General features: G+C 45.6%; 17 protein-coding genes. 2 read left to right on the top strand and 15 right to left on the bottom strand.

Translation table 11 applies throughout. From position 1 onward, the window contains the following. Positions 1–67: 67 nt before the first annotated feature. The 9 genes from NSS66_RS09420 to NSS66_RS09460 all read right to left on the bottom strand — a co-directional run bounded on the left by NSS66_RS09420 (position 68) and on the right by NSS66_RS09460 (position 9,366). On the bottom strand, positions 68–937 hold the full coding sequence (locus NSS66_RS09420) for a PHP domain-containing protein (protein ID WP_340958816.1): 870 nt from the start codon (positions 935–937) through the stop codon (positions 68–70). Then, positions 937–1,893 (bottom strand): selenium metabolism-associated LysR family transcriptional regulator, encoded by a 957-nt coding sequence (locus tag NSS66_RS09425; protein ID WP_049828338.1) that lies wholly within the window; start codon positions 1,891–1,893, stop codon positions 937–939. The genes NSS66_RS09420 and NSS66_RS09425 overlap by 1 nt, the downstream gene beginning before the upstream one ends. Positions 1,894–2,102: 209 nt before the next feature. Further along, positions 2,103–2,540, bottom strand: coding sequence for a hypothetical protein (locus NSS66_RS09430; RefSeq protein WP_023989315.1), 438 nt, complete (start codon positions 2,538–2,540; stop codon positions 2,103–2,105). A gap of 230 nt (positions 2,541–2,770) precedes the next feature. Continuing rightward, a complete protein-coding gene (locus NSS66_RS09435; protein WP_023989316.1) occupies positions 2,771–3,031 on the bottom strand; it encodes a YlbG family protein in 261 nt (86 codons plus the stop codon). Between the two features lie 39 nt (positions 3,032–3,070). Further along, a complete protein-coding gene (locus NSS66_RS09440; protein WP_013310906.1) occupies positions 3,071–3,511 on the bottom strand; it encodes a YlbF family regulator in 441 nt (146 codons plus the stop codon). Between the two features lie 108 nt (positions 3,512–3,619). Next, entirely contained in the window at positions 3,620–5,641 is a 2,022-nt protein-coding gene (locus NSS66_RS09445) for a helicase-associated domain-containing protein (RefSeq protein ID WP_340958817.1), read from the bottom strand. 6 nt (positions 5,642–5,647) lie between these two features. Then, positions 5,648–7,471, bottom strand: a complete 1,824-nt coding sequence (locus NSS66_RS09450; RefSeq protein WP_340958819.1) for a DNA repair helicase XPB — start codon at positions 7,469–7,471, stop codon at positions 5,648–5,650. 176 nt (positions 7,472–7,647) lie between these two features. After that, on the bottom strand, positions 7,648–8,076 hold the full coding sequence (locus NSS66_RS09455) for a CBS domain-containing protein (RefSeq protein ID WP_023989320.1): 429 nt from the start codon (positions 8,074–8,076) through the stop codon (positions 7,648–7,650). Positions 8,077–8,160: 84 nt separating this feature from the next. After that, complete coding sequence (locus tag NSS66_RS09460) at positions 8,161–9,366, bottom strand: M20 metallopeptidase family protein (RefSeq protein ID WP_340958820.1); 1,206 nt, start codon at positions 9,364–9,366, stop codon at positions 8,161–8,163. Between the two features lie 251 nt (positions 9,367–9,617). Between NSS66_RS09460 and ftsW the strand changes: the two genes are divergently transcribed. Next, on the top strand, positions 9,618–10,877 hold the full coding sequence (gene ftsW, locus NSS66_RS09465; protein WP_023989322.1) for a putative lipid II flippase FtsW: 1,260 nt from the start codon (positions 9,618–9,620) through the stop codon (positions 10,875–10,877). 226 nt (positions 10,878–11,103) lie between these two features. Here ftsW and NSS66_RS09470 read toward each other — a convergent pair whose 3' ends face one another. Further along, entirely contained in the window at positions 11,104–11,469 is a 366-nt protein-coding gene (locus tag NSS66_RS09470; protein WP_013310912.1) for an Asp23/Gls24 family envelope stress response protein, read from the bottom strand. A gap of 192 nt (positions 11,470–11,661) precedes the next feature. Here NSS66_RS09470 and cax point away from each other — a divergent pair, with 192 nt between their 5' ends. Then, positions 11,662–12,732, top strand: coding sequence for a calcium/proton exchanger (gene cax, locus NSS66_RS09475; RefSeq protein WP_028540551.1), 1,071 nt, complete (start codon positions 11,662–11,664; stop codon positions 12,730–12,732). Between the two features lie 140 nt (positions 12,733–12,872). On the opposite strand, the gene NSS66_RS09480 is transcribed toward cax, so the two are convergent. The 5 genes from NSS66_RS09480 to NSS66_RS09500 all read right to left on the bottom strand — a co-directional run bounded on the left by NSS66_RS09480 (position 12,873) and on the right by NSS66_RS09500 (position 17,861). Next, positions 12,873–13,163, bottom strand: a complete 291-nt coding sequence (locus NSS66_RS09480; protein ID WP_007431028.1) for a YlaN family protein — start codon at positions 13,161–13,163, stop codon at positions 12,873–12,875. Positions 13,164–13,304: 141 nt separating this feature from the next. Continuing rightward, complete coding sequence (locus tag NSS66_RS09485) at positions 13,305–13,547, bottom strand: HPr family phosphocarrier protein (protein WP_013310915.1); 243 nt, start codon at positions 13,545–13,547, stop codon at positions 13,305–13,307. An 89-nt stretch (positions 13,548–13,636) separates the two neighbouring features. Continuing rightward, on the bottom strand, positions 13,637–14,752 hold the full coding sequence (locus NSS66_RS09490) for an aminopeptidase (RefSeq protein WP_013310916.1): 1,116 nt from the start codon (positions 14,750–14,752) through the stop codon (positions 13,637–13,639). A 76-nt stretch (positions 14,753–14,828) separates the two neighbouring features. Further along, positions 14,829–15,680 carry a hypothetical protein gene (locus tag NSS66_RS09495; protein ID WP_023989325.1) on the bottom strand — a complete coding sequence of 284 codons (852 nt, stop codon included), beginning with the start codon at positions 15,678–15,680 and terminating at the stop codon, positions 14,829–14,831. Positions 15,681–15,875: 195 nt separating this feature from the next. After that, a complete protein-coding gene (locus tag NSS66_RS09500) occupies positions 15,876–17,861 on the bottom strand; it encodes a sensor domain-containing diguanylate cyclase (RefSeq protein ID WP_028540548.1) in 1,986 nt (661 codons plus the stop codon). Between the last annotated feature and the right edge of the window lie 217 nt (positions 17,862–18,078).

An 18,078-nucleotide genomic window follows, 5' to 3' on the forward strand; every position in this document is an offset into this window, starting at 1 on the left:
AAAAAGCCCTTTGTTCTTTGCACGGTACACTTCTTGTGTTCCATGCATAAGGCAAGGGGCTTTTTATTTACTTTTGTCCAACAGCAGCCTTCCTCAATTCCTCGACAACCTGACCTTCCACACTACGGCTACCCAGATCACCGTGGAAAACAACACCTTGGCGTGCACCGTGAAAATCCGAGCCGCCAGTTGCAATAAGCCCATACTGCGCCGCCATCGCAGTATATCGGCTCTCAGCCTCAGCATCATGGTCCGAATGTCGCACCTCCAAGCCCACAGGCTTCGCCTCCTCTATAATTGAGCGAACCAGCTCATCATTTCCGTACAAGCCAGGGTGGGCCACCACAGGTACCCCTCCTGCTTCACGAATCCAGTTTATGGCCTCCGCAGGCTCTACACGGGGTACAGACACATATCCGGGCGCTCCTTCCGCCAAGTAACGGTCAAACGCGTCTCGCATATCCTTCGCATATCCCTTTTGAACCAGCGTATCCGCCATATGCGGACGTCCAATGCTTTCATCTGGTGCCAGCGGTCTGCCCATCGTAGCCACCACTTCATCCAGTGTGATTTCCACGCCCAGACTACGCAATTGACTTAAAATCAAATCATTACGGGTATCCCGCGCCTGGCGAAGCTTTTCCAACCGCTCCAAAAACACTTTATTGCGGTAATCCATAAAATAACCCAGTATATGAATATCCTTACCGCCAGCTCGAGTACTAATTTCCACTCCTGGCACCACAGTAATTCCTATGCGTTTTCCCTCCTCCAGAGCTTCTTCCAAGCCAGCTACCGTATCATGATCTGTAATGGCCACACCTGCCAGTCCTTTTTCCTTGGCCCAGCGCACATTATCTACAGGTGGCTGCATACCGTCAGATGCTAGGGTGTGTGTATGTAAATCATATCGTTTTACGCTAATCTGCTCCTTCATTATGCATCCTCCTTCTCTTTCAGCTTTGCAAGCTCGTCCTGCGAGTCCCTCTGCACGTCCGTTCCCTGATCATGACGACGCAAGTAAGACAGGAAGGTTACTACCGGAATCGGCAACAACGCCGACTTCAAATGAATTGCATAAAATTCTCGTTTGAACGTGATATCTGAAATGTTTACAATTTTCAACAATCCGAGCGCAACTTCATGCTTCACCGAAGAAGGTGATAGCATGGTAATACCCAGTCCAGCCTCTACCGCCGATTTGACCGCTCCAGTGCTCCCCATCTCCATTACAATACCAAGTCGGGAGGCATCCACACCACGACTTTTCAGCTCATCTTCTATCACTTGACGTGTACCAGATCCCTTTTCTCTGGCTACAAAAGGATGCTTAAACACATCTTCCAGAACCACTTTTTTAGCCTTGGCCAGCGCATGTCCTGAAGGCACAATCAGTTTCAGTTCGTCCTGCATCACAGGTTCCACCACGATATCTGGATGCTGGACTGGGGCCTCAATCAGTCCTAAATTCAACTGATGTTTTAGTATATCATCCATAATTTGAGTCGTATTCATCACATTCATCGCCATACGTATATGAGGGTATTCCTGGCCAAACGGCCCCAACATTCTTGGTACAATATACTCACCAATCGTTAGGCTGGCGCCAATATGCAATCTTCCCTCCAGCATGTGAGTAAAAGCAGACATCGCCTCGTCAGCTTCCCTGATCAGTTGCATGCTTTTTTTCGCAAAAGGCAATAGTGTCGCTCCCGCCTCTGAAAGCTCGATTTTTTTAGTCGAACGTTGCAGCAGCTTCGTGCCGAAATAATCTTCTAAAGACTGAATTTGCATCGTCACCGCAGGTTGTGTCATATGCAGCGCTTGTGCCGCCGCCGAGAAGCTTCCGCGCTCCGCTACGGTATAAAAAATGTGCAACTGATGAAAGTTCATACTGACAGCCCTCTCCCCTCTGATCTCCCTATTTTAACATAAGAAAAACATCTGTCGAAGTATTTCCAAGTAAACTTACCGAATTGGAGAGTTATATTGACGGAAATAAAAAAAGCATGCAGCTAATAACTGCATACTTTCTACTCAAAGTTGACGGTAATCATAAGTTCGGAGATTTTTTCGCCTAGGGCCGACCGCCCAATCACCGTCTATTTTTGCTTACGAGTGCTTTTCATCAGTGTCATGCGCCGCGAATGGCGTAGCCATGAATAGTATGACTTCAAATCCCTTAATTCAATGGTCTCCGACATCCGGCCCAAAAAGGTAATGACAATCATCTTGTGCAGCGGATTCCCCGCAATATCCATCTCGCCGGGCAACTCTCCAAATTCGGCCACGACGACCAGATCACCATCAATTAAATATACATCCTCTTCGTTATGATAGTAGGACTCCATCCTGTTTTGCTTCAGGCATTCCCAAAGCCAGGCGGCGATATGATTCGTCTCGGACTGTTTCTGCTCTATCCGATCTAAGTAGCGAGTTTTCGCATGATTTGTAATCACGATATCGGCGACTTTTTTATCGCCCATCTCCACGTAGAACGGTTCGTATGTACTCCATCGCTGCATTGCTTTGTCACGCACGGGATCACTCTCCCCACCAGATAGGTCTTTATATCTACCAATATATTCATATGTTACCTCAACAGACCCGGGACTACAAGTTACAAAATTGAAGTTTATGGGTGATTTTTAAAGATTTTTTAGGTCTAACAGCATTAAGACCATTATGCAAAAGTCCTGGCTTTACAAAAAAAAGCCAGCCCGTAGGCTGACCTTTTAAGAATATTTTACAATTTATAGACATTAGAAGCTTATATTTCATATTCTTTCATCTTTTCCTTATCGTCGTTGTACTCCGTCCTAATCTCATTTCGAAAAGAGCGCTCGACCTTACGCACATAGGAAAGTCTGCGAATATTTTTAACGGTATCTTCTGCCCGATCCGCATTCATATATATAACTACATAATGCATACGCTTTGAAATAAAGTGGACATTTCCGTATTTCTCCAGATTGCGGGCAGCCTTGATATCGCTTACCCAAATGATGTACCCTGTCCGCTCGGCAAACATTCGCTTCATCTCCCCTCCACTCGGTATCATTCCTATGACCTATCCACAGGAGCATTTCCCTCCGCTGCCACATCCGCCCTTTTTCACATTCGGATCATTGCTCGGCACCTTAATGGTCTCGGACACGGAATATGCAATCGTTTCAGACATGGCATGAAGCATATCATCCAGCGCCTTTTCGGCTCGTTTGAACTCCTTAACATCCACGAATTGTTCCAGTTCCAGCTCAACGACCTGCACTGCATCCTTCGCTTCATGATAGTTCGGATGAAAATGCCCAAAACGCTCCGTTTCCGCGAATAGCTCCTTTTTGGCATCCAGCTTGCGTACACACGCCTGAATAGACGGGTTCAATTCCACACGCTGTTTCCAATATAAATAATCCGATACTTCAAAGGATCGGTTGACCATATCGCCCAATTCATAGGCGTTAATAAGCACTTCTGCCATATTGACCGTGTTCAATTCGGCTACGCTCATGAATGTTCATCTCACTTTATATAAAGTTCTACCCTGTAAAAGTAGACTCATTTATCATACCACATCCTTCTTTTGAGAAGAAGGAGTTTCATGCACTTCCTGGCTCTACTATGTAAAAGGAACCAGCAGCCGCATGTCTGACCATTCACTTGGCTGTAAAGTCGCAGGAGAAGGTGCTTCGTCATCCATTCCTGAGGCGTACCAGCCTGTGACACTCCATGGTGCACCGGGAACCACCGCCTCCGGTATCCATTTAACCTCTTTCCCACCGATTCGCAGTCCCACAGCAGCCTGCCAACGAATCGCTTGCTCGATCAACTGCCGGGCAGTGGAAGTATGGTAACTCCTCCATTCTTTTGTCCATGAGGAGGGGACTGTAGATCTTTCTGGAAAATAGTCAGACGGATCAGGCAGCGTGTGCTCTTGTTCGTAAAAATGCAGCGTGCGCCCAGTATAAACAAAACCTGCTCTTCCCTCTTGGGAAAATATAGAACGGGCTTGAGTAGGGTCGGACTCCATTTCACTGTTGGGGCTGCCTGAACTTATGTTCTCTGGTTCCAAAATCAATGGATAATGATGAGTCGGATCCACACCTTCCAGTTCACGACGTGGACCTAATCCAATTGCAGCAAGCGTTTTTCGTATTTTGACAGCAGAGCTCGCCGGAATAATAAAGTCCCTGTCACCGAGCCGTTCCAGCAATCCTTCCAGCGCGGGATGGCGTGCAACCATGTCTGCATCCTCCTGTGTGCCACATCGCAAAAGTGTTACCGTTGCAAAAGCCGTCCGTCCGACATCGCCTGCCCACTGTTCTACCGCCATACGTACATGATCAGGCACACCTGTCCGGCTGAACTTGTCCAGAAGAGCAGGAATTGCTTTGGCTTCCATTCCTAACTCGATTGCCTCTGTAACACTTTCTCTGGTGATCCGGTATACTACCATCCGATCTCCTGTCACACGTTCACAGCAGCATTCCAGTCGCCAGCGCACATCATATGCCACATCTGGTGGAACCAATATTTCAAAATCAGGTTGTACATAAAAAGTACCTTGTTCTTGATGTGTATCCTCGTAATTATTGGGACGAAGCATATCTATCACAGATACATCCCAGCGAAAACACAGTTCGCCCAATGCAGTCTGGCCCCAATCGCCCATTCCAAAAGCAGTCAGGGCCTTCAGCCAACCCTTCAATTCCTCCATGAAAGGTCCATTGAAATTAAAATCAGATACCGTTTCTCCCGCAAACCCTTCCGGATTTGAGATTGTAGGAACAAAGTCTAAAAGGGCACCGTTCTTGGAATCAGCTCCGTTCGTACTCTCCTGCTGGATTAGACCTACCTGAAGCATCCATTGCAGCAGACACTGGATAGATATCCACCCTTCTGATCCTACATACTGGGAGACGGCACACAGCATATAGCGAAAATGCTGCATAGACGCTTCGGCCTTGCCGTATCTTTCCATGAGTGTAGCAAAAATATGCTTGCGCATTTGCCAAGCAGACAAACGAATCCAAGTCTCCAGTTCCGTTTCCTGAACGCGAAAAGACACAGTTTCTTTCACTAACAGACCCAAACTGAGTAGCAAATCCATCATTACCACCGTTTGCACTGGATACAGCTCTGCATGCGCATAATGCAACCCAAGACCTATCAGGTCCTCTGGGCGAAAGGGGGTCAGTTCATTCAATTTTTGCAATGACCGCTTATGTATGGTTCCTTTGGCCGTCAAAGGAACGCCCTGTACCGCAATACGTGACAACGCATGCAGTAATTCCGACTCCAGGCCTGTCATTGATTCATGTACCATTATCGGATGATCCGAATGCATCATGTTCATTGGATTTTGCTCTAACAACATATCGTACAGATCCGGTAGCCGATGAACCGGAATATATAAAATTCGTTCGCCCCACGATTTGGTAACAGCCTTCAGCCAGCCCCGGGCACGTAATCCACGCAGTGCCAGTTTCGTTTCGACTCCGCTTAACGCTCCCCGGGTAAGCTGTATAGGTTCTTCTTCCTTCATGGGCTGTCCCGCGTACCGGATAAAGCATTGTCTAAGCACCAGCAGCTCATCTGATGAAAGCTCATTCCAGCTGTCTTGCGTGTTCGTTACGCCCATTCTTGATTAGGCCTCCTTTTTCTTTCCACGATCTCCAGGCTTATCATCCCGGCCTACGATAGCCTCTGTCACACTAAATCTGCGAACCGCATATTCATAGCCTTGCTCGATCAGAAACAGCTGACGACGAGCTGCAAAATCCGTCTCCTTGCTATTCTCCGTCACTAGCGCATAAAAATAAGCTTTATTCTCGCCCGACTTTGGTCGCAAAATGCGGCCCAGTCGCTGCGCTTCTTCCTGACGAGAGCCAAAGCTACCCGATACCTCTATGGCTACTGCCGCATCCGGCAGATCCACCGCAAAGTTTGCAACCTTGGATACCAATAGGGTCCGAATTGTACCCTTGCGGAACGCATCAAACCAACGCACCCGCTCCGTCTGGCTCATTGAACCCGTAATCAGTGGGACACCGAGCTCCTGAGCCAATATACGCAATTGGTCCAAATATTGACCAATAATAAGCGTGGGCAAGCCGCTGTGCTGCTGCATCAGGCTACGTACCGCCTCCAGTTTAACCGGATTTTCGGCTGCAATTCGATACTGCTGTCTACTCTCGGCACGCATACTGCGCTCCAAAAGTTCAGCTGTCATTGGAAGCCGTAGCTCCACACAATCGACCTGAGCGATCCAGCCCTGTCGCTCCAGTTCCTTCCACGGCATATCATACCGTTTGGGTCCAATTAAAGAGAACACATCGCGTTCACAACCATCTTCTCGAACCAGCGTGGCTGTTAACCCCAAACGACGGGTAGCCTGAATGTCAGCCGTCGCCCGGAATACTGGCGCGGGCAGCAAATGAACCTCATCATATATAATGAGTCCCCACTTCCGCTCACTCAGCAGTTTCATATGCTCAAAATCCCCATCTTTGGTGCGACGGTGTGTCAATATTTGGTAGGTCGCCACCGTAATCGGACGTACCTCTTTTTTCTGACCACTATATTCCCCGATGGAATCGGCAGGAATATCCGTCTTTCGTTTTAACTCTTCTACCCATTGCCGTACAGAAGTAGTATTAGATGTTAGAATAAGCACCTCGCACTGAAACCGATTCATTACCGCCATACCTATCACTGTTTTTCCGGCTCCGCATGGAAGTACCAGTACACCACTACCCCCTAAGCCGTCCGCCCCTTCAAATGCATCAGCGGCCTTTACTTGATAATCACGAAGCTGCAACTTTGTTTGTCCCTTTCCCAAGGTAAAATTAAGCTGATTCCCTTCAAGATAGCCTGCCGTATCCACAACGGGATATCCCAAGCGCGTTAATTCCTGCTTGAGCAAGCCCCGATTTTCGGGCGGGACCGACGCGCTTACCTCATCAAGTCGAAGTAAACCAAGCTGTTTAAGCTCTTGCTTGGTCAGTAGCTCACCCAGTAAAGCGGGGGTCTCTGCTGCCAAGATCAAGCGATCACCCATTGTATAGCTGTTGGCTTTCCCTGTCTTTATACCTCCGTCTGGCTCATGCTCAGCACGGTATGCGCCAATCATATCTGTGCTATAAGTTCGCTCTTCTTCCGTACCCTCCCGTGAAAGCGTCAACGTCCCATAACGAGAAACGAGCTGTTCAATATCCTTCAACAAATCACGTGGAATATCCCAACGGGACATGGAGTGCAAACTATTTTGAATGTCCTCAGCACTCCATCCGAGGGCAGCTGCGTTCCACAAAGTCAATGGAGTGATGTGGTATGTATGAAAAGCGGACGGGCTTTTAACCAGCTCCGCATAAATCTGCAACTGTGAACGAGCCCATTCTGAACCGGGCAAGTCCATCTCCAGCAGAACGGTAAAATCACGTTGTACAATACAAGGATGATCTGGATTCATAACTACCTCCTGATAATCTAACAATACATCATTTTAAACTTATATAATAAATAGCTTATCCGTTTATTGGCATATCAACCAGAATAGCAAGGAGCCCAACCCATATTCGGGTTGAACTCCTGATTAGAAGCTCGGGGTAAAGATCTCCCCAAACTAATGCTACCTTAATTATTCTTCTAGTGGACCTGCTCGGAAATATGACTAAGCGCCTCTCCAGCGTTGTCTGCAAAAATATTACGAACAGCCAAATCCCCGATCGAGACAATCCCGATCAGACGGTCTCCTTCCGTTACGGGCAAACGACGGATTTGCTGTTCTGCCATCAGTTCAGCTGCTTGGTCCACCGACATGTCCGCACTGGCTGTACGAATACCTGTCGTCATGACGGTATCGACCGAACCCGAACCCGAATTTTTAGCCGCATAACCGCGAACGACAAGATCACGGTCCGTTACTACACCGATCAACTTATCACTGCCTTCGCTTTCCACAACCGGAATAAAACCAGTATCATTGTCCTTCATTTTGACCGCAATTTCATAAATATTGTCCTGCGGGGTAACCGTTACGCATTTTTTAGTCATAACTTCCTGAACCTTTTTCATGGGTACTCCCTCCTTTTCAACAGTAGGGTACCCCATTTCATTAACCTCATACTCCAGATTGAACCGTTCCCAATTCAACTCATTTTAGCCCATAATTGCCCCTGCGTTTCGTTCCGCAGCGTATCCCGTAGACATCGCAATAAACAAACGAACCGCGTTAATCATAGCATCCTCATCAAAATCAAATTTTGGATGATGGTGTGGATAAACTGCTCCTTTAACTGGGTTACCCGCTCCTACGAACATGAAGCAACCTGGCACACGTTCCAAATAATACGCAAAATCTTCAGCAGGCATCAGCTTCGACGCTTTCTGCACATTCTCCTCGCCGAAAACAGATTTTGCTTCATTAAAGAAACGAGATGCTTCATGTGTGTCATTGACAACTGGTGGGTACCCCATAATATAGCGAACCTGTGCTGTTGTACCGTATGTTGCGGCTGTAAGCTCCGTCACCTCATGCAGTCGCTCCTTCATTACCGTTCGTGTCTCCTCATCAAACGTACGAATCGTTCCACTCAAGCGACACGTTTCTGCGATCACATTTTGCGCAGAGCCCCCTTGGATGGTTCCCACCGTCAGCACGGCAGGTCGTAATGGGTCGACTGAACGGCTTACAACACTTTGCAGTTGCATAACAAGAGCTGAACCCGCCACGACACTATCATTAGTGGACTGGGGCATCCCACCATGCCCACCCTTACCTGTGATTTCAATATAAAAATCGTCTGCCGCCGCCATCAACGGCCCTGCGCAACTCGCGGCCGTCCCGACCGGAAAAGGTGTCCATAAATGGATGCCATAAATGACATCCACACCTTCCAATATACCATCCTTTATTACACTGACCGCTCCGCCAGGCAGCAATTCCTCCGCAGGTTGGAACAACAACCGAATTTCTCCTTGCAGCTCGTCCCGATTCAGACTGAAATAGTAAGCCGTTCCAAGCAACGCGGATGTATGTCCGTCATGGCCGCAAGCATGCATGGCTCCGTCCACGCTGGAGCGATATTCACATTCCTTTTCATCCTGAATAGGAAGAGCATCCATATCGGCGCGCAGCAAGACGACAGGCCCAGGTTTAGCACCACGAATGGTGCCTACAACACCGTGTCCCCCTACCTGACGGCGAATCTCGATTCCCCAACTCTCCAACTTATCCGCCACAAAAGCTGCGGTTTTGCTTTCTTGAAAGGAAATTTCGGGATTCTTATGTAAATGTCTACGCCACTCCACCATGTTTTCTTGCAAACGATCAAACCAGATCTTATCTATCGCATGTTGTGTCAATTCTGCTCCACCTCTCCTTTTAAAGCACCGGGCAAGTTCCCGAATTAATCATGCAGCGTCACCACGTATGCACCGCTGCTCTCAAGTCTTCATTTTCATCCTATTGTAGCAGATATGGAATTGTTGCGATATCTGTTGCTTCAGGGAGGTTGCAGAAGCCCAACAAACATAATATGATAAAATGGATAAACGATAAAATGATAACCGTCTGCGAGGAATATACCTTGTGGCGAATACCGGGGGAAGCTGATATGAGAAATACGAAGCCGGAGACTCGAAGAAGAGGCACACCGGATTTTCAATTGCTGATCCTCACTTTGTTATTGGTTGGATTCGGTGTAATTATGGTATTTAGCTCCAGCTCCAGCGTAGCTCTGCTGAATAAAGAATACAATTTTGACTCTTTATATTTTGTGAAGCGCCAATCTGCTTTTGCTGTACTTGGACTTTTTATTATGTTGGTAGCTATGAATATTAAGATGGAAAAATATAAAAAGCTTTTTGTACCTTTATTTTTCATAACTATATTACTGCTAATCATCGTTCTTTTTACAGGCTCACTTAACGGCGCAAAAAGCTGGCTCAGGTTTGGTAGTGTTGGCTTCCAACCAACGGAGCTTGCAAAAATTTCCATCATTCTTTACTTATCCGCACTAATCGTCAAAAAAGGAGATCGCTTTAGAGATCTGCGGACTGGCTACATACCTGTAACAGTCATTGTAGGCTGTGTTGCAGGACTCATCATGCTTCAACCTGATTTAGGCTCCTGCTTCATTTTGGTTGCTACCAGTGGTCTGATTATTTATGCCGGTGGAGCCAGTGTCAAGCATATTACAGCATCAATTGTTCTGCTCGTGCTAGGCGCTTCCATCGTATTTGGCATTGGGTCGTTGTTTGGAGGAGATTCTGGAACCACAGATGGACAAGCTGCTGCCAAGCAAGATTATAAAATCGGACGCTTTCAAGCCTTTCTTAATCCCGAGAAATATAGACAAGGAACAGGATACAATCTGGTACAGTCCTTGCAAGCTATAGGTGAAGGCGGTTTAAACGGGGCAGGATTTGGTAAAGGTATTATCAAGCTTCACTATCTTCCTAATTCATTTAATGATTTTATCTTTTCTGTAATTGGTGAAGAATTCGGATTTGTCGGAACAGCCATATTCCTGATGCTATATTTGTATTTCATTTGGCGAGGCATGATCATTGCTCTGCGTTGCCATGATCCGTTCGGAACGTTGGTAGGCACTGGCATCATGGGTTTGATCGCTATTCAGGCCTTCATTAATATCGGCGGTGTAACCCAAACGATTCCAATCACTGGCGTAACGCTTCCATTTATCAGCTTTGGTGGCTCCTCCCTACTTGTCATGATGTTTTCCATGGGCATTATGCTCAGTATTTCTCGTGAGAACACCAAACAAGCGGTGCAGGAACGCACCACAGGGGTAGCTGTCCGTAATGAAGTACCCAATCGCTTTCAAACGCGTAGAACCAACCGTTTTCGTTAAAAAAAGAACTTCCATGGACCACTTACAACGGTGGCTTTGGAAGTTCTTTTGGTTATGTATAAAAATACGGGAATCCTCTGCAAAAATGGCTATACTGTTGACTCACAAAACGAAAACTGGCGATTCTATAACCACCAGTTTTCGTGTTTTTATTCGGGTTATCCCACGGAATTCCCGGCATGTATACAATTGGTGAAAAACGTCAATTTATCGGTTCCTGATTCTTTTACACTGCGTCGTCCTTGAACGCGACACCTTCCACTTTTACGTTCACTTCCACGACCCGCAAACCCGTCATACTTTCGACGGCTTCTCGCACATTTTGCTGAAGAATTCGGGACACCTCATGAATAGGTGTTTCGTAGAGCACGATAATACGTAGATCAATGGCAGCTTCCAGCTGTCCAACCTCCACTGATACGCCTTTTTGCACATTTTTACCGCTCAGCCTTTTGGCCCAGCCTTCCGATAAACCGCCTGACATTGCAGCAATGCCCGGTGTCTCTAATGCGGCCATCCCGGCAATTTTACCTACGACATCGTTGGAAATCTTGATGTTTCCTGCTTCCAGTTGTTGAATTTGCTCTGCCATGACCTATGTCCCCCTTCATCCATCCTTTATTTGTATTGTAAAGCCTCAGCCACTCCAAATGCAAACCCTACGTATGAAAAACAACTTTCGTTTACAACCTATATCATTTTGGGTATATTAATTTAGAAAATCCATACAAGTGACAGCTTTCACCAAACTTGTACACATCTATTGATATCGAGGTGCTCTTCATTGAAAAAATGGTTATCTCCCGCTTTGCTTATAGTGACATTTGCTCTTAGCGCAGTCGCTCATTACACGCATTGGAACGCTATAGCCCAATTTGTCATTTGCGCAATTTCTGTTGTATTCGTAGCCGGTTTTCTCGGCAGGGCGACCGAAAGTGTCGCGCATTATGCTGGCCAACGTTTAGGCGGATTCTTAAATGCCACCTTTGGTAACGCAGCCGAACTGATCATCGCCATCTTTCTTGTTAAAGAAGGTCTTTACGATATGGTAAAGGCCAGTCTTACCGGTTCCATCATCGGTAATCTGCTGCTGGTGCTCGGAGCAAGTCTGTTCGCTGGCGGTTTAAAGTACAAAGTGCAAAATTTCAATATATCGCTGGCTGGATTAAGTGGTTCTCTGATGATTGTGGCTGTTATTGCCTTGTTCGTTCCAGCTGTCTTTCTGAACACACACGTTATCACGGATAACGAATCAGATACGCTCAGCCTCATTGTCGCAGGCACGCTCATTGTCGCGTATATTGCGTGGCTTATTTTTTCTATGATTACGCATAAGGACTATTTAGCTGATGTGACCGAACAAAAAGATGAAGAATTGCCACATGAGCATGCCCCTGTGTGGTCCAGAAACAAATCCATTGCCTATTTGGTACTCGCTACTGTCATGGTCGCTTTTGTCAGCGAATGGCTGGTAGGTACACTGGAGGTATTTACGACCCAATTTGGGCTCAGCGAATTGTTTGTAGGTGCCTTCCTCGTCGCTATTATTGGTAATGCAGCCGAACACAGCGCTGCTATTTTACTGGCGATGAAGAACAAAATCGGTGCATCTGTCGAAATAGCTATCGGCAGCAGTTTGCAAATTGCACTATTTGTTGCCCCTGTGCTGATTTTTATCAGTTACTTTATGGGAAACACGATGAATATTGTTTTCACCACAATTGAGCTGGTCGCCATTGCTGTCGCTGTATTTATCGCCAAATCCATCACCCAGGACGGCTCAACCAACTGGTATGAGGGACTCATGCTACTGGTAGTGTATGTATTGTTAGGTGTATCCTTCTTCCTTGTGTAGCTTTTAAGGTTTTAAAATGTGCATTAGGATGGTGGAAGGGCGATGCGCTTTCACCATCCTAAAAGAACATTTTTTTAAAAAAGGCATCAAAAAAAGCATGCTCTCAAACTACGCATGCTCTCATCAATTCAACCGTCTTCCTAATTGGCCTTATTATTCATGGCCTCATATAGAATAGCCAGATTGCGTTCCAGCTCACTGACCAGCTGTTTACCTACCATTTCCGGAAGAAGTCCAGCGCGAACCGCAAAATCCACTTCCTTGGAAAATCCGTACATCTGAGTATCCAGCACTTCCTCATAGAGAGGGCAATAACGGGTTGCCAGATTCTCCATCTGTACTTCAATAAGCTTCTTTATTTTATCTGCATCTTCCTGAAGCAGATTAATAGCCTTGATATTCAATTGTTCCTGCAAATCAGATGAAGTCATGGATTCTTCCCCCCTATGTCTCAATGTCGCACAAGACGTCCTATCCTTAATATTAGACCAAATTGCAGGCTAATACAAGAACCTGACAAAAAAAGCATCCCTACAGTTACAGGTAGGGATGCTTTTGCTTCAAGAATAAAGTTAGCTGGCTACTGAAATATGAAGTCCGTGCTTCTCGAACACCTCGATGATCGCTTTCTTAGCTTCCTCCGCATCTGGTCCATGAACGTGTAGTTCATAGCTATGGCTGCTGACTAGGGTCGTAAACAAGCCCAGTATACTTTTCACATCAATATACTTATTTTCGGAATGAAGGACGATGGAAGAGGTGAACTTGCTCGCCGTCTGTGCAATTTCAACAACAGCCGCGTTATTATTGGACATAGAGATCCCTCGCTTTACTGAATTGTCATGTATCGTTACTCATCCATAATAATACATTGAAATCGCTTTCTCAGCAAGAACGGATATCGTTATTTTAAATTTTCAGGGTTTAATGGCTCCAGCTCAGGCAGTACAAAGATGCCGTCTTTACGAATCAAAACATCGTCAAAATAAATTTCACCACCGCCGTATTCTGGACGCTGAATCAACACCAAATCCCAGTGGATGGATGAACGATTACCGTTATCCGCTGTTTCATAAGCTTGACCTGGTGTAAAATGCAAGCTGCCAGCGATTTTCTCGTCAAACAAAATATCCTTCATTGGATGTAAAATGTGCGGATTAAACCCGATGGCAAACTCGCCAATATAACGTGCTCCCTCGTCAGAATCAAGAATATCATTCAGCCGCTTCGTATCGTTACTCGTCGCTTCCACGATCTTACCATTTTCAAAACGGAATTTAACATTTTCAAAAGTAATACCATTATATAGGGTTTGTGCATTGTAGCTGATAGTTCCGTTAACGGAATCACGTACAGGTGCGCTGTATACTTCGCCATCCGGGATATTGCATTGACCTGAACACTTGATAGCTCCGATTTGCTTAATAGAGAAATTCAAATCCGTACCCGGTCCGCTGATCCGTACCTTGTCCGTCCGATTCATCAGGTCTGCCAATGCATCTTGAGCTTTGTCCATTTTTGCATAATCCAGATTACACACATCGAAATAAAAATCTTCGAATGCTTCTGTGCTGATATTCGCCAATTGAGCCATGCTGTCATTCGGATAACGCAGCACTACCCATTTGGTGTGTTTCACCCGTTGTTCGCTATGTACCGCATGCTGATAAATGGAATTATACATTTTCATTTTATCTTCCGGCACATCTGACAGATCATTTACATTTTCCCCTGCACGAATTCCGATGTAGCAGTGCATTTGCTTCATCCGGTTAAGGTCAATCTCAGCCCAGGTCTCCAGCATTTCCTTTGTCGCGTGACGAAGCATGGCGCTCTGTACCTTACGGTCTGTAAGTTGTACAAAAACATTTCCACCTTTTTTACCAACTTCATGAATGATGGCGTTAAGCAAGTCACGCTCTGTACCAATCATTTCGATCAATACATTTTCTCCAGGCTGCACCTCAACAGAGTAACCTACCAAATTTTCCGCCAGCTTAAGTATTCTAGGATCTTTCATGTAGTGTCTCTCCTTCTCTATTTCATTCTTTTTGAACAATGGTTAATTCAAAATTCATTGTATCACGCCCGCTCCGTTACTTGTAGTCCTCAAAAGTAACTCTGGTTATCAAAGCCTCTTGATGCAGCTCTTCATTCACTCCCTGTCGGGAAATCCTGCATTCCGATGAAAGCTTTAAGGGTAAACCTGTTTGGCGATCTATGGTCAGATGATACACAGTACGCACAATGGATTGCTCCAACTGGTTGCTCATATCCTCACAACTTTGTGACCATACTTGAGTCAGCTTCTTTTGCAGTTCTCGATTCGTTCCTGTATGCTGCGTTTTTAATATCCCGATTTGAGGGTTTAACGTATTCATTTCTTTTATTAAACGATCTTTCAACCAGCGCTTTGCCGAAGCAGATTCCGGTTCAATCCTCAACATCCAAGTTCCCCGGGCAGCTCCCGTTTCCATACGAATGCTCTTATTCAGTGTATTTAATTCCTCAAGCTCCTGAATCGGATTGAAGCGATTTAACATACCATTTCCACCCAGAGGGGGATAACCGGATGTCAGCGCAACCCATTTTCCACTCTGACGAAGAAAATGTTCTTGTGTAACATCATGCTCGGACTTACCTTGTTGCAGGGCTACGTAGCCACCTTGCTTACGAAAAGCTTCTGTAGAGCCCCAATGCATGATCAATTCATCGTGATTTCTTAGCCTACCGCGATATTCAAACTGCTTATTCGTTGGCAGACCACTGTCAGCTCTAATTGCAGTCCGTCCAGTAAACGTTACCATCTCTTTGCCAGCCATTCCTGCAACAGATCTCTTAAAAATCTGCTCAGGAGTATATTGTCGATCCAGTGCACAACCACTTAACACACCTATCACAAGGAACACACCACAAACCTGCATCACCCATTGCTTTCTCCAATGCATCCCATCATCCATCCTATCCTGAACATAACTGTACTCATGAGCAATAATCCTGCTTCAAGGCAGTTATGCTACCTGGTTCACTTTATCGTGTTTTCCCTATAGTTCAAACATACACACGATAAAGCTACGTTTAGGATTACCTGTCTGCAATGGGTTATGCAAGACAAAAAGAGAACACTCCCTAAGGAATATTCTCTACACATTGGCTACATGATCAACAACTATTCGATTGCGTCCTTCATTTTTCGCTTCGTACAAGGCCATATCAGCGCTATAAAATAAAGATTCAATACTGATCTGCTCGTCCAGCCAGTTCCATTCAGCAATCCCGCAAGAAACAGTCACCTGAGGCTCGGTTTCATGCTGTACACGGTAACGTATTTTTTCTGCATATCCGAGCGCCTGCTGTACCCCCAGCTGCGGTAAATAAATGGCAAGCTCCTCGCCGCCCCATCTGGCACATACATCCTCATCGCGAGTCGCCGAACGAACGATATTGCTGACGCTTTTCAGAATTTCGTCACCCGTCTGATGCCCATACGTATCGTTCACCTGTTTGAATTGATCAATATCTACCAAAATAAGAGATCCACAGAAATCCTTTTCCTGATGTTGCTGAATGATTTGGTCCACATAATGACGTACATACAGACCTGTTAACATATCCATATTAGCCAAACGTCGCACCTCAGCGTGCAGCATAGCATTGGTTACCGCCAACCCGATGTGAGGGGCTAGCATTTGCAGCATTTTGTAATTATCATAAGAGAAAAAGTGTGGAAGCTTGCTGGACAATAGTATAACCCCTCTAGGAGTACCGCTGGTCTTCATAGGTACAGCCATCAAAGACTGGGAGTCCGTCGCATCCATAAAATGAGAGGTTATCTTCCCATCCTTTCTATAGTCCGACACAATCACTGGTTCTCCTGTTTTGCGTATCAGTCCAGCAAATCCCTCTTCATGAGGGTAACTTTCTAATTTTAAGCTTTCCACATTACTCGACATGACCTTAAAACAGCTTCCATCCTGATCAAGCTGTACAATACAACAAAAGTCAGCCATGAACATTTTTAATAACTCCTGCACGGCAAATTCAAATATTTCATTTAACTTCAGGCTCTGATTCAAGCGCTGAACCAGTTCATTAATGAGACGCAATTCATGAATAAGTACATTAGACTGCTCAAGCAGCTTCGCATTTTCAAATGCAGTGCCAGCCGTATCCGCCATCATGGCAATCAGCTCTACATCCACTTTTTTCATACTATCCGCACCCGATGGAAGGATCATATGGAAAACACCGTATACACCCTGCTTGCCACGTAATGGGATGCCGATTTCAGTCATTTCATCTTGTGTACCGACAGGCTCATTCACAGCCATTTGCCCTTTCATAAATGCACGGACGCATACATCTTCGTCCCGTTCATGCAGCAGCAAAGGTTTGACCTGCGGATTGCGACTGTGTCGATCCTGACTCATATACAAGGTGATATCTACATGGGGAAACAAATAGGCGATGCTCCCGAATACCTCATCCAGCACGCCTTCCACGTCAATTTTGTCATGCATCCGTTTTACAATCTGAAATAAAATAGAACGGCGTCTACCTTCACGATCGCTTCGATTCTGCATCCCAAGGATATCTTCCATAAATATATACTCAAACTTCGAGTAAAAGCAGGATTTAAAATGTAAAGCAGCTGCTAACAATGTGTCCTGATTTGAGACAGAATGTTGAGCAGGCCGTGTAAAACGAAGAGCGGCAAAGGGCTCCCTCTTGTAATTACGGCATAGTATGGGAACCATATACACAAACGCAAGGCTTCCATCACGAAGTTTGCGCTGACTCACTTCCATCTCTCTAGATATGCAACAACGTTCGACCAAATCCAAATCCTCGTCATCATCTTCTTCCCTACCAGCAACACGAACACCTATAAAATTAAAAACAGCAGTATATTCTTCGTTAATCCAGGATATACCATTGCTCTGCTGTAACCAACTCCGATATCCTTGGACAAGCAGCTGGTTAATATAGGGGAAATCATAGGGTGTCATATCCATGTTCTGGAGCCAGGCAAAAGACGTATATCCTTTATCATCAAACAGCGGAGCACCGCCAGCCTGGACTGTTTTACTGTCAAGCATTTGCTGATCCGTTGTTGAAAATTCCGACATATTAAGGCGCTCCTTCACAGCAAAATTAGCTGTACCAAGACAGCGGCTATACACCACTATAGCTCATAATATGATCTATTTTACTCTCAACTCTAGAAATTTGCATCCATTTTTCAGAAATTCGTCCCACTTTTTTAGTTCTTAAGCCCTATCGACAAATTCTGACGTTTTCATTCTTTTTCTTTTCTTGACATTGACCCACTCTTACATATAGTAT

Origin of the sequence: Paenibacillus sp. FSL R10-2748 (assembly GCF_038005565.1) — a bacterium.
GTDB classification, from domain to species: Bacteria; Bacillota; Bacilli; order Paenibacillales; family Paenibacillaceae; genus Paenibacillus; species Paenibacillus polymyxa_B.